This is a genomic window from Bacillus sp. T17B1, assembly GCF_026796395.1.
GTDB classification, from domain to species: Bacteria; Bacillota; Bacilli; order Bacillales; family Bacillaceae; genus Bacillus; species Bacillus spizizenii_A.
On record NZ_JALAYA010000023.1, the window covers coordinates 1 to 12,727 of the forward strand.

At 43.2% G+C, this 12,727-nt stretch carries 14 protein-coding genes and 2 riboswitches; of the genes, 4 read left to right on the forward strand and 10 right to left on the reverse strand.

The annotated features are described in order from the left end of the window. Positions 1 to 128: 128 nt before the first annotated feature. From mtnD to mtnE, 5 genes are all read right to left on the reverse strand, one after another. Entirely contained in the window at positions 129 to 665 is a 537-nt protein-coding gene (gene mtnD, locus MOF34_RS12175; RefSeq protein WP_019714187.1) for an acireductone dioxygenase, read from the reverse strand. A gap of 14 nt (positions 666 to 679) precedes the next feature. Continuing rightward, positions 680 to 1,309: a methylthioribulose 1-phosphate dehydratase gene (locus MOF34_RS12180; RefSeq protein ID WP_019714186.1), complete on the reverse strand. Its 630-nt coding sequence runs from the start codon at positions 1,307 to 1,309 to the stop codon at positions 680 to 682. Next, the gene (gene mtnX / locus MOF34_RS12185) at positions 1,267 to 1,974 is read right to left on the reverse strand and encodes a 2-hydroxy-3-keto-5-methylthiopentenyl-1-phosphate phosphatase (protein WP_268400304.1); all 708 of its coding nucleotides are present in this window, start codon (positions 1,972 to 1,974) and stop codon (positions 1,267 to 1,269) included. The genes MOF34_RS12180 and mtnX overlap by 43 nt, the downstream gene beginning before the upstream one ends. Then, positions 1,971 to 3,188 carry a 2,3-diketo-5-methylthiopentyl-1-phosphate enolase gene (gene mtnW, locus MOF34_RS12190; protein ID WP_268400305.1) on the reverse strand — a complete coding sequence of 406 codons (1,218 nt, stop codon included), beginning with the start codon at positions 3,186 to 3,188 and terminating at the stop codon, positions 1,971 to 1,973. Before mtnW ends, mtnX begins: the two co-directional genes overlap by 4 nt. Before the next feature lie 83 nt (positions 3,189 to 3,271). After that, a riboswitch (SAM riboswitch) is annotated at positions 3,272 to 3,372 on the reverse strand. A 10-nt stretch (positions 3,373 to 3,382) separates the two neighbouring features. Further along, complete coding sequence (gene mtnE / locus MOF34_RS12195; protein WP_268400306.1) at positions 3,383 to 4,606, reverse strand: methionine-glutamine aminotransferase; 1,224 nt, start codon at positions 4,604 to 4,606, stop codon at positions 3,383 to 3,385. A gap of 94 nt (positions 4,607 to 4,700) precedes the next feature. Between mtnE and MOF34_RS12200 the strand changes: the two genes are divergently transcribed. The 3 genes from MOF34_RS12200 to mtnA all read left to right on the forward strand — a co-directional run bounded on the left by MOF34_RS12200 (position 4,701) and on the right by mtnA (position 8,086). Further along, on the forward strand, positions 4,701 to 5,480 hold the full coding sequence (locus tag MOF34_RS12200; protein ID WP_019714182.1) for a carbon-nitrogen family hydrolase: 780 nt from the start codon (positions 4,701 to 4,703) through the stop codon (positions 5,478 to 5,480). 83 nt (positions 5,481 to 5,563) lie between these two features. Continuing rightward, a riboswitch (SAM riboswitch) is annotated at positions 5,564 to 5,718 on the forward strand. 105 nt (positions 5,719 to 5,823) lie between these two features. Beyond that, positions 5,824 to 7,017 (forward strand): S-methyl-5-thioribose kinase, encoded by a 1,194-nt coding sequence (mtnK, locus tag MOF34_RS12205; protein ID WP_268400307.1) that lies wholly within the window; start codon positions 5,824 to 5,826, stop codon positions 7,015 to 7,017. Between the two features lie 7 nt (positions 7,018 to 7,024). Beyond that, a complete protein-coding gene (mtnA, locus tag MOF34_RS12210) occupies positions 7,025 to 8,086 on the forward strand; it encodes an S-methyl-5-thioribose-1-phosphate isomerase (RefSeq protein ID WP_268400308.1) in 1,062 nt (353 codons plus the stop codon). Between the two features lie 33 nt (positions 8,087 to 8,119). On the opposite strand, the gene MOF34_RS12215 is transcribed toward mtnA, so the two are convergent. From MOF34_RS12215 to kinE, 3 genes are all read right to left on the reverse strand, one after another. Then, positions 8,120 to 8,245: a hypothetical protein gene (locus tag MOF34_RS12215; protein WP_019714179.1), complete on the reverse strand. Its 126-nt coding sequence runs from the start codon at positions 8,243 to 8,245 to the stop codon at positions 8,120 to 8,122. 89 nt (positions 8,246 to 8,334) lie between these two features. After that, positions 8,335 to 8,832, reverse strand: a complete 498-nt coding sequence (locus MOF34_RS12220) for a methylated-DNA--[protein]-cysteine S-methyltransferase (protein WP_268400309.1) — start codon at positions 8,830 to 8,832, stop codon at positions 8,335 to 8,337. Further along, a complete protein-coding gene (gene kinE, locus MOF34_RS12225) occupies positions 8,829 to 11,045 on the reverse strand; it encodes a sporulation two-component system sensor histidine kinase KinE (RefSeq protein WP_019714177.1) in 2,217 nt (738 codons plus the stop codon). Before kinE ends, MOF34_RS12220 begins: the two co-directional genes overlap by 4 nt. A gap of 251 nt (positions 11,046 to 11,296) precedes the next feature. On the opposite strand from kinE, the gene MOF34_RS12230 reads away from it, so the two are divergent. Then, positions 11,297 to 12,319: an acyltransferase family protein gene (locus MOF34_RS12230; RefSeq protein ID WP_019714176.1), complete on the forward strand. Its 1,023-nt coding sequence runs from the start codon at positions 11,297 to 11,299 to the stop codon at positions 12,317 to 12,319. A 42-nt stretch (positions 12,320 to 12,361) separates the two neighbouring features. Here the strand turns inward: MOF34_RS12230 and MOF34_RS12235 are convergent, their stop codons facing one another. Together MOF34_RS12235 and MOF34_RS12240 are read right to left on the reverse strand one after the other, a co-directional pair. Beyond that, positions 12,362 to 12,532, reverse strand: a complete 171-nt coding sequence (locus MOF34_RS12235; RefSeq protein ID WP_268400310.1) for a hypothetical protein — start codon at positions 12,530 to 12,532, stop codon at positions 12,362 to 12,364. Positions 12,533 to 12,534: 2 nt separating this feature from the next. After that, the gene (locus tag MOF34_RS12240; protein ID WP_003218577.1) at positions 12,535 to 12,690 is read right to left on the reverse strand and encodes a hypothetical protein; all 156 of its coding nucleotides are present in this window, start codon (positions 12,688 to 12,690) and stop codon (positions 12,535 to 12,537) included. Positions 12,691 to 12,727 lie beyond the last annotated feature (37 nt).

Genomic DNA, 12,727 nt, shown 5'->3' on the forward strand with positions numbered 1-12,727 from the left:
CGGGAGCTCTTTTTCTGTTTTTGAAATCAGCTGAATATCCAAAAAATCAGCGTAAAACAAAAAAAGCTTGTAGAAAAACATCGTTTTCTCTACAAGCTGAGCCCCGTTCTTCGAACGGGGCTTTTTATTTATTGATTCACGCTGTCTTTTTCATAAATTGGAACCCATCCTTCAGTTGTGACGAAGATTCTTACCGCGACAACTTTGCGATCCTCCTGAAGTGTAAAGTAATGGCGTATATTTTCAGGCACGGAGATCAAATCTCCAGGGTTTAATCGGACATCAAAAAACGTGCCATCCTTGCCCTGAATGACAAAAATGCCGTGTCCGCTTACGATAAAACGGACCTCATCGTCTGTATGGTGATGCTCTCTTTTAAAGTTCTCAAGCAGTTCATCAAGTTTCGGATTGCTGTCTGACAAAGAAATAACATCCTGTGCTTTGTATCCGCGGCGGGCTGAGATATCTTTAATTTCAGTTTCAAAGGTATTAAGGATTTGCTGTTTTTCTTCTTCTGTCAGATTATATTTCTCTGAAAGCTGTTCCGGTAGCTTCGCGATATCCCATTGCTCATAAATAACCTCTTGACTGTCCAAAAAGCTTGCAACTTCCTCTAGATTTTCAATCGTTGTATTTGCCTCATCATGAATACGAATTGTTGCCATTTCAGTTCCTCCTTTTATGTAACCAGCTGGTGCTGGAGTGTTTTCAATTTCAAATGGTAGCTGAATAAAAATTCATATGCTTCAAGTACTCTTTTTGCTTCAAATGCTGTTCTTCCCCAAACGGTAATACCGTGATTTCGGATCAGAACAGCTCCTGAATCTTCTGAAATCTCTTGCGCAAACAGTGCCGCAAGCGTCGGAATATGAGCCGGATTTTCAATGATCGGTATGGTCACTTCTGCATTCTCTTCCCACAGACCAAGCGCTTTTATGATTTCCTGACCTTTGAATGTGATTTTCTTTTGATCTCCGTATAGCTCAGAGATCACATTATTGTTTACCGTATGGACATGCAGGCAGCATCCGGCATTGGATTTATTGTACAAATGTGTGTGCAAAAGCGTTTCCGCTGACGGTTTCAGAGAATGCCCGCTTTCGGCAGGCTCTCCGTTTAGATCCACCAGCAGAAAATCTTCATCCGTTTCTTTTCGTTTATCTTTACCGCTTGCGGTTACGAGAAATGTTAAAGGCTCATCAGAAACCTTAATAGACAGATTGCCGCTAGTCGCCGGAAACCAATCTCTTTCTGCCAATTCCCGCTTTACTTCAGCAAGTTCTCTCCAGCGTTCTTGTTTTGCAGCCATTCCTGTACCTCCGTTACATTCTCAATATCTGTTCTGATCTCATAAAAATCTTGATACGGGAGATGATTCAGGTTCTGCTCCCGGCACTCGTTTAATAAATAATCCCTTGCAAAGCAAAGGTCAGACAGCTTTGCCGCCTCCACATCTGTAACCGAATCACCGATCATAATGATATATTGGTTCGGTTCGGCGAGTTCATGTATCACTGACGGCTTGCAGCACCCGCATTGATTTCTGCAAGTTCCTTGGCAAGAATGAGGCCAGTCAATATGAATATAGTCACTGTCAAATGATGCATGGTTGCAATAAATATGGTCTTTCTCCACAATGCCTTCAAGCAATGGATATACAAAAAAGTCCATCCCTCCGCTTACGATATAAAACGGAAGCTCGTGCTCCTTGACAAACGCTACAAATTCCCGAAATCCTTCTCTGATTTTTGCATCTTCCAATACATAACTTGTAATCTCTTCTTTTAAATGGCTTGGCAGAAGGCCGAACATCCGCCCGACACCTTCCTTAATCGACAGCGTTTTGGATAATACGCCGTCTTTCAATGCCGTCCACTCCGGCGGAGCAAATGTTTTCATGATGCTTATAATGTTGTCGTTCATCGTGATGGTTCCGTCAAAATCACAAATAATTAAAGGCTTTCGAGTCGTCATACAGCTTCAACCTTTCCCCATTTCTCAAGCGCAAGCTTCAGATCTTTGCATTGTTCGGCTTTTTCATCAATCGGCTGGGCTTCTAAGACCGCATCAATAATGGCTCTGAACGCTTTGCCCCCGCCTTGGGCGCCGTTCGGGTGTCCGTGTACGCCTCCCCCGGCGTTAATAATATGATCTATACCGAAATCCCGCATTAAAAGTGGAACCATACCGGGGTGAATGCCTGCTGACGGAACGGCAAATGTTTGGTTAAAGGCATCCTCTCTCACACATTCTTCGTGAATTGCCAGCGCAGCTTCTTTTGGAAGCGCAACTGAACCGTATGGAGATGGGAAGAGACTAAAGTCAGCACCGCAATACCGGTTCAATTTTCCGAGCAAAAGAGCGTGAGAAAATCCGTAGAACGGAGAAGACGTAAACGCCCCGCTGACAGCTGGATGTGCCATAATCGGGATTGCGATTTCAGGATCTTCCGCTAGGCTTTGCATGACGTCTAAGCCGTAAGCGAAGACATTAAACAAAAGCGCATCCGCTCCCAATTCGGCGGCGCGTCTCGCTTTATCTTTTAGATCAGCCGTACGTCCAGTTAAATTCACAGCATACAGCGTTTTATGCCCGGTTTGCTCATACGTTTCTTTCAATATTTGCTTTCCTTCTGTAATTCTTGTTTCAAAAGGTGCCAGACCTGTCTCAAAGAAAATTTCATCGTCCTTAATCAAATCAACTCCGCCAAGCGCCTGCTGTCTGAGCTGTTCTTTAATATCACTCAGGTCCCTTCCGATAACCCCTTTAAATATGCTCATTAATAGCGGTCTCTCAAACTCTCCCAGCAGCTTCCGGATGCCATATACGCCAAACTTCGGTCCCGGCAGCGTGCGCTTAAATGCTTCAGAGAAATGAAGATCGAGTAATTTGATTTTTCCGTCCAGCGACAGCTTACCAAACACTGTTGTCAGCAAAGCCGGAATATCTTGAGAAAAATTGATGTCAGGATAGGCAATTGTGATCACCGCTTGTTTTCCTGATGCAGGAGCTTCCTCTCTTTCCTCTACCTTTATCACCCGTCCCTTGTGCTTTTGCATTTGCTCCTGTTTCACCAAGGGCAGATCTGTCCATGAGCCTACTGTTAATCCTGTAGCGATTTGTTCTGCTTTTTTCTCTGTATCGGCTCCCGGTTCGGTCAGGAGATAAGTTGCTATTAACTCACTCATGCCAGAGCTCCTTTCATTTTCATCCATATAAAAAACCTCTTCAAACAGCAATCGCGTCTAAAGAGGTTTCGTTTCTCGTCCGAATCTTATCTCTCAGCCGCCAGCTGCAAGAATTAGCACCGTGCTTTATAAGTCGGTTGCCGGGCTTCATCGGGCTCGTCCCTCTGCCTACTCTTGATAAGAAAATATAGATTTTATAAATTATTTTGAATTATCCCATCGTTATCAGATCTTGTCAATGCTTTTTGGGTAAACAGGTTCAGTTTCCCAATTCGATAAGCGGCCTCTTTGAGTCTTTCTTCACTTGTCAGCAGTCCGACTCTCACGTAGCCCTCGCCATATTCACCGAAGCCGTTTCCAGCCGCAACCGCCACATTCGCTTTTTCCAGCAAAAGGTCTGAGAACTGTTCGGAAGTATAGCCTTCAGGCACAGGCAGCCATGCAAAAAATGAACCTGCCGGAGCTGTCACATCCCAGCCAATTTCCCGGCATGCCGCAATCCAAGCGTTTCGCCTGCTCTCATACCAGGCATTTTGCTCCGCCACACACGTCTGATCAGCTAGCAGTGCCGACGCTGCAGCCTCCTGAGTCGCTCTGAAAAGACTGACAAACATATGGTCTTGATAAAGATTGATTGCTTCAATGACCGAAGCGTTACCGACAGCAAAGCCGACCCGCCATCCTGCCATGTTATACGTTTTTGACAGCGTATAAATTTCAATTCCGATATCTTTCGCACCTTTAGTCTGCAAAAAGCTTAACGGCTTGCAGCCGTCAAATCCTACAGCGCCGTAAGCAAAATCGTGAACGACACAGATCCCGTGTTCCTTTGCAAAACTCACGGTTTCTTCAAAAAACTCGGAAGTAGCCACAGCGCCGGTCGGATTATTCGGATAATTTAAATACATCAATTTCGCCTGATCTCTCACTTCAGCAGAGATGCTGCTGTAATCAGGAAGAAACGCCCTGTCCTTTACGAGCGGCATCATTTCCATTTTCGCTTTCGCGAGTGTGACACCAGACCAGTAATCAGGATAGCCCGGATCAGGAACTAAAATTGTATCACCTGGATTCAACAGGCATTGCGGGAGCTCGACCAGACCGGATTTTCCGCCGAATAATACAGCGACTTCAGTCTCCGGGTCAAGATCAATGCCGTATTCTCGTCTATAAAATGCTGCTGCGGCTGATTTCAGTCTGTATGAGCCGCGAAAAGACGAATATTTATGATTTTCAGGATCAACAACGGCTCGTTTCATTTCCTCGACGATATGTTCCGGAGTCGGCTGATCAGGGTTTCCCTGTCCGAGATTGATAACGTCATGTCCTTCTGAGAGCTTTCGGTTCACTTTTTGCACCAAAGAAGCGAAGAATTGCTTAGGCAATTCCTGCAATACATGAGACTGTTCAAATTTCATCTATTCTCACCTTCTAAAAAAATCTTGAAATGATAGTCCATCATCATATATGGTTAAATGAAAAAAGTAAAGAAAAATTTGGGGTGTTTAAAAGATGAAATGGACGATATCTTGTCTTCAATTTGATATTTCATACGGTAAACCTTCGGAAAATATAAAAAAGGCTGAATTTTTGATTAAGAAAGAAAGCAAACATGCAGATGTTCTTGTTCTTCCTGAATTATGGACGACTGGATACGACTTGGCCAACCTTGATAAGCTCGCTGATGAAGACGGGAATTCTGCTCAGAGGTGGCTGCAAAAAACCGCAAAAAAACATGGGGTTCATATTGTCGCAGGATCTATTGCTGTCAGAAAGGATTCTGATGTTTATAATACAATGTACATCGCGGATAAGGAAGGACAAATCATTAAAGAGTACAGAAAAGTCCATCTTTTTCAGCTGATGGATGAGCATGTGTATTTATCAGCCGGTTCCGAAGACGGATACTTTGAGCTTGATGGTGTCAAAAGCTCAGGACTGATCTGTTATGATATTCGTTTTCCGGAATGGATCAGAAAACATACGACTAAAGGCGCTAACATGCTGTTCATTTCTGCGGAATGGCCTCTGCCCCGTCTTGATCATTGGAGAAGCCTGCTTATTGCCCGGGCCATTGAAAATCAATGCTTTGTCGCTGCCTGCAATTGTACCGGTTCAAATCCAGATAATGAATTTGCCGGGCATAGCCTGATTATTGACCCTTGGGGACGTATATTAGCCGAGGGCGGCCGTGAAGAAGGCATTGTCAGAGCGGAAATTGACCTTCAAGAAAGCGTTGACGTGCGGGGAAAAATTCCTGTTTTCAATGATATCAGAAAAGATTTATATTAAAAAATATATTGACAATTCAATCACAAACCTGTTACTATTTTCATCAACTGATAAATTAGAATTGTTTAACAAGTGAATATATTCTCTTATCGAGAGTTGGGCGAGGGATTGGCCTTTTGACCCCAACAGCAACCGACCGTAATTCCATTGTGAAATGGGGCGCATCTTCTTGGCGCCGAGACTGAGGTCTCGTAAGGCACGGTGCTAATTCCATCAGATCTGATCTGAGAGATAAGAGAGGCGGGACATAATTGTTAAGCCTCCTTCTCTCTGAGAAGGAGGCTTTTTTACGGCCATTCTGCGGCACGCATATCAAGAGATTACATAATTGGAGGTTATAACAATGGCAGTCACAAAAACACCTTTATACGAAACGTTAAATGAAAGTTCAGCTGTGGCGCTGGCGGTGAAGCTTGGCTTATTTCCAAGCAAAAGCACGCTGACATGCCAGGAGATCGGCGACGGCAACTTAAATTACGTTTTTCATATTTATGATCAAGAACATGACAGGGCTTTGATCATTAAACAGGCGGTTCCTTATGCAAAAGTCGTCAGAGAAAGCTGGCCGCTGACAATCGATCGCGCAAGAATTGAAAGCAGCGCTCTCATCCGACAAGGCGAGCATGTCCCTCATATGGTTCCAAGAGTGTTTTATTCTGATACAGCAATGGCGGTTACGGTCATGGAGGATCTCTCTCACCTCAAAATCGCAAGAAAAGGACTCATTGAGGGTGACCATTATCCGTATCTGTCACAGCACATCGGTGAATTTTTAGGAAAGACCCTTTTCTATTCATCAGATTACGCGCTTGAACCCAAGGTGAAAAAACAACTTGTTAAACAGTTTACAAATCCGGAGCTGTGCGACATTACGGAAAGACTTGTCTTTACTGACCCTTTCTTTGACCATGACACAAATGATTTTGAAGAAGAGCTTCGTCCTTTTGTCGAGAAGCTCTGGAAAAATGACAACGTCAAATTCGAAGCCGCAAAGCTGAAAAAGTCATTTTTAACATCGGCAGAAACCCTGATTCACGGTGATTTGCATACAGGAAGCATTTTTGCCAGCGAACAAGAAACAAAGGTGATTGATCCTGAATTTGCTTTTTACGGACCGATCGGCTTTGATGTAGGTCAATTTATCGCCAACTTATTTTTGAACGCGCTCGGCCGTGACGGGGCTGAAAGAGAGCCGTTATATCACCATGTCAAGCAGGTCTGGGAAACATTTCAAGAGACATTCATTGAAGCCTGGGAGAAGGACAGTCTGGATGTTTACGCTAAAATTGACGGTTATCTTACTGATACGCTCAGTCATATTTTTGAAGAGGCGATCGGGTTTGCGGGCTGCGAACTGATACGCCGCGCGATCGGTCTTGCCCATGTGGCTGATCTGGATACAATCGTGCCATTTGATAAACGAATCGCCCGAAAACGGCTTGCGCTCGAAACCGGCACAGCCTTTATCGAAAAACGTTCGGAATTCAAAACGATAACAGGTGTTATTGAATTATTTAAGTTACTTGTAAAGGAATGATGTATTCATGACCTATTCATTTTCTGTTCCCCGTTCTGTTGAATGGAAGGAAACAGCCATTACCATTTTAAATCAGCAAAAGCTTCCTGACGTGACGGAATATGTGGAGCTGACGACAAAAGAGGATGTGTTTGACGCAATTGTCACACTCAAAGTAAGAGGTGCTCCAGCCATCGGCATTACGGCTGCCTTCGGACTTGCGCTTGCTGCAAAAGACATTGAAACAGATGATGTCATGGAATTCCGCCGCAGACTGGAAGATATCAAACAATATTTAAACAGCTCACGGCCTACCGCCATTAATTTATCTTGGGCGCTTGAGAGACTGAGTCATTCAATCGAAAAAGCCATTTCTGTAAATGAAGCAAAAACAAACCTTGTCCATGAAGCGATTCAGATTCAGGTCGAGGATGAGGAAACGTGCCGGATGATCGGCCAAAACGCCTTGCAGCTATTCAAAAAAGGAGACCGGATTATGACGATCTGCAATGCCGGCTCTATCGCGACAAGCCGCTATGGAACGGCGCTCGCTCCATTTTACTTAGCCAAACAAAAGGATTTGGGACTGCATATTTATGCCTGTGAAACAAGGCCTGTCCTTCAAGGTTCACGTCTGACTGCGTGGGAGCTGATGCAGGGAGGCATTGATGTCACTCTTATCACAGACAGCATGGCCGCCCACACGATGAAGGAAAAACAAATTTCCGCTGTCATCGTCGGAGCCGATCGAATTGCAAAGAACGGTGATACGGCAAATAAAATCGGAACATACGGTCTCGCGATTTTAGCAAACGCCTTTGATATTCCGTTTTTTGTCGCCGCACCTTTATCTACATTTGATCCAAAAGTGAAATGCGGCGCAGATATCCCGATAGAGGAACGGGATCCTGAGGAAGTAAGGCAGATTTCCGGAGTACGGACGGCTCCATCCGATGTGCCTGTCTTTAATCCCGCTTTTGACATTACGCCTCATGATCTCATTTCAGGAATCATCACAGAAAAAGGGATTATGACCGGTAACTACGAAGAAGAAATTGAACAGCTGTTTAGAGGCGAAAAGGTACATTAAAAAACCGCTGGACTTTGCTCATTTCGGGCCGAGTCAGCGGTTTTTTTGTTTGTTTTTAATGATATGAATAATTTCATCTTTTTGAGCGCTGGATAAAATATGCATTTTCACAAACAGATTGGCAAAAACAGCAATTTTCTCAGAGCGGCTCGGCTTCAATTGCTTTGTCCTCCTTTTTCATCAGACCAACTTTTTTAACTTAATAAAATGATATGTCGGTCGTAAAAAAATGGAACGTGCCATATGTTTTATTTTTCTTTATAGGATATTTGCTCGATGTTCAGCAAAAATGCTTTGATATCGGTTTTGCTCCCGGCGTACCCCGTTAACGCGCTGTTTTTGCCGATCACTCTGTGGCACGGGACAAAAATTGGCAGGTCGTTACGTTTATTAGCCTGTCCGACTGCGCGCACCGCTTTCGGACTTCCAACCGCAGCGGCAATGTCAGCATAGCATCGGGATTCTCCGTATGGTATCATCGCCAGCGCCTCCCACACTTTTTGCTGAAAAGGGGTGCCTTTTTGGCTCAGCGGCAGTGAGAATGTCTTTCTTTCGCCGGCGAAATATTCATGAAGCTGTTTTTTCGCTTCTGCCAGGTAAGGTGTTTCCTTGTGCTCTGTAGGCTGAACGGTTACTTTCCATTCCATCCAATCTTCCTGGCTGAGAAATAGACGGGTGATTTTGCCATCCTCTTCGGCAATTTTGAGTTCCCCGAGCGGCGTTTCCGCTGTCGTGTAGTAGTTCATTCATCAATCCTTCTTTCTTCAGCATTCTGTCTGACGGGAAGCGTAAGATGGAAAACGGTGCCCTTCCCTTCTTCACTTTCTACCATGATTTCGCCTTGATGTTCTTCTATAATTTTATAGCTTACCATAAGCCCAAGTCCAGTTCCCCGTTCCTTTGTCGTATAAAACGGTTCACCAAGGCGCTTTAATTTATCTTCTGTCATTCCAATTCCCTCGTCTTTTAAGGAGATGAGAACATGATCTTGATCCAGTGTCCTTATCGTCACAAAAATGTTTCCGCCGTCAGGCATCACTTCAATGGCATTTTTTAATATATTGATAAATACCTGTTTCAGCTGATTCGGTTCACAGTAGATCGGGGGAATGTCGTCGATTAAATCAAGATGCATTTGTACGTTGCTTAAATTGGCTTGCGCGTTTAGAAGGTCTATGGTGTCTCTCATAATTTGGGTAACATGTTTTTCTTCATACATAATGGCCTGGGGCTTGGCTAAAATCAAGAATTCGGTGATGATGGATTCGATGCGCTTTAGTTCTGAGGTGATTACGTTAAAGTAAAGGGCGTAGTCTCCCTCCACACTTCCTTTCAGGAGCTGAATGAAGCCTTTAAGAGCTGTCATCGGATTTCTGATTTCATGAGCGATGCCGGCAGCGAGTTCGCCGACTACATGAAGGGTATCTGACTTGCGAAGGCGTTCCTCCAGTTCTTTTCGCTCCGTTACGTCTTTAAAGATAGCGAGGTTCATATTTTGAATAATATTTCGTTTAAATGAGAATTCCAGTTTTCTGTTGTCACTGCTGCTCAACAAAAATGGAATTTCGTTGTCCATCTCATCAAAATTAATCTGTCTTGCCGGTGATGCAAGATTTTCTATTTCATACGAAGAAATAATATCTAACAGGCTGTGCTGTTTAATTTCTTCATGTGACAGGCCTAAAATATGGCTTGCTAACGGGTTGGCGTCGATGATTCTGTATTGATTGTCGAACAATACATTGCCGTCCATTGAGCCATTGAACACTTTTCTGAATTTCAGCTCACTTTCCCGAAGCTCCTTTTCCATTCGCTTTCTATCACTGACGTTTCTTAAAATCGTCAAGTGCTGGTTCTCTAATATTGTCCGCTTTGAAGTAAATTCAAGTTCTTTGAACTGGCCATTCCCCATTTGAAACAGCAGCTCTTCTCTGATCTCTCCGTATTTTGCGTATTTCCTCCTCGTTATGCTGTATTTCTGCTGCGAGTCAACGAGAAAATCGCACAGCCTTCGTTTCAACAGCAAATTCATCGGCAGCTCAAATATTTTACAGGCTGACTGATTCGCCTTCACGATTCTTCCGTCATTCGACCAGATAATAATAGCGTCCATCGCATTTTCAAATATTTCTCTGAAGCGCTCCTCACTTTTAAAGAGCTGCAGCTCCATAGACCGCTTCTCTGTAATATCCCTCATAATGGACATATAAAACCCGCTGATGATGTTTGATGTAATCGTAAATTCAAATAGCTTTTGAACGCCTGAACGAAGCTTGACGGGCAGCTCTCCCTTTGCTTTTCCCTTGCGGTTGAGCGTCTTCCAGACATTGTCGAAATCTTTTCGTGAGCCACTGTCTATGAACTCATACAACGATAAATGAGATAGCTCATTATGATTGATTTCAAAACCTTTACAGAAGGACAAATTGGCATCAATAAAACCGCCATCTTTATCAAAAAGGACGATTCCGTCAACAGCTCTGTCAAACAAGTCCTTAAAAAGCTGTTCATTCATAGAGAATTCCCGCTCCAGTATTTTCTTTGAAGATATGTCTCTCATGACAACAAAAAAGAAATCCTCGCCAATCCCTCTTTTGGCCAGAAACTCTATGTATTTTGTCGCCCCGCCGTCAAGCCTGATCGGGACCTCCTTCCATAGGAACCCTTTTTTAAAAAACTTTTTTACAGCAAGACTCAGTTCATCCTCTGGGATTGGAAACAAAAAATCCAAAACGGAACGCTTTTTCAAATCTTCCGAATCCACTTGAAGCATCCTCTCTGTTGCTTCATTTGCCTGAACAATTCGCATTTCATTATCACATATAAAAATAGCATCGAGCGTATTGTTGACAATCACTTGATGCTGATTCAATTCCTTTTTCAGCCGGGCATTTTCTTCTTTGAGACGCTTCAGTTCTTCCCGCAGCTCCGAATTTGTCTGAGCACCAAGAGTTTCCATGCGTGTACACTCCTTCTTCACAACCTATCCCTCAATATTTCTACAAAATGCGGGAACTTCCTTCATTTGCCCTATAAATTTCAGAAAATGTCATCGCGATTACATAACGAAGACATTTTCTACGATCCTTACCGCCACTTTACATCGTCCTAACAATCAGCCATTTTTTAATTCCTTTTTCATTTTTTATTTTAAAATATATACCAGCAGGGAATAATCTCTTAGTGACTGATTAAAGAGAAGGTGATGCTATGAGTAAATCGCGGGACAGTTATTTCGATAATGCAAAATTCTTATTGATATTCCTTGTTGTATTCGGTCATATTCTTCGTTCCTTTATTAATGATAACAACTTTATGCTCTACCTCTACAAGTTCATTTACACATTCCACATGCCTGCCTTTATTCTCGTATCCGGTTATTTCGCAAAAGGCTTTAAACGCGCGGGATATGTGAAAAAGCTGGCGGTCAAGCTGATTATTCCGTATTTGATTTTCCAAATCATCTATTCTGTCTTCTATTACATTATGCAAGACGAAAGCATGGCAAATGTGAATCCGATTGATCCGCAATGGTCGTTATGGTTTCTTGTAAGCTTATTTTTTTGGAACCTGCTGCTTTATCCTTTTTCAAAGCTTTCAAAGCTATGGGCGCTGTTTGTCAGCTGCGGAATTGCCGTGCTGATCGGCTATTTAGACTTTGTCAGCAGCACGCTGAGCCTGTCGCGGACGTTTGTATTCTTACCGATGTTCCTTGTCGGGTTTTATTTAAATAAACATCATTTTGATTTATTGAGATCAAAACGGGGCAAACAAATTGCGCTCGGGGTATTGGCCGCTGTATTCGTCATCTGCTGGGGCATCGACTTTGACTATTCTTTTCTGTTTGGTTCAAAACCGTATTCTTCATTTGGAGACGTTACCTTGGCAAGCGGACTTTCCCGGATCGGCTGGTATGTACTCGCCTTTGCGGCGACCTTCAGCTTTTTAGCACTCGTTCCGCAAAAACGGTTCTTCTTTACGAAATGGGGAACCCGGACATTTTACGTGTATTTGCTTCATGGGTTTATTATTAAAACGCTGAGACAGATCGGACTTGAGGATTCGCTTACTGACTATCAGAGCTTAGTGATTCTCTTGCTTTTAACAGCAGCCCTGACATCAGTACTCTCCAGCAATTTTGTGAAGACAGTTGCTCAGCCCTTCATTGAGCTGAGAATGACCAGCTTAATGCAATTTGTCAGAGGAACGGGCAAAAACGCTTATTTAAAATAGAAAAGCACCTCTTAAGCGAGACATCGCCTAAGAGGTCTTTTTTTATTTTTGTTTTTTCTCTTTTTTCTTTTCAGGCTTTGTGATTTCTAGCATTTCGATGATCTTGCCGGCATTGTAATCCCCTAGTTCACTTGAAAATTCTTCCTCCAGCACTTTCTGATTCATAGGTTTTTTATGATTTTGCATATCTCTGCTATGACGGTTTTTCTTCAAAGTCACATGCCTCCTTGCTGACCCTGTTTGGAATTACGGTTTGCACCCCTAAAATTCGGGTTGTCATGATACTGGGTCTTATAAGAATTGGGGTCCATGCTCTCAGTAGGTGTATTGTTATTTTTAATGGCTTCATTCACTTCGGCTTTTCGCTTCATTAAAATCCTCCTCGCCAATTTTTCAGACATCTTATTT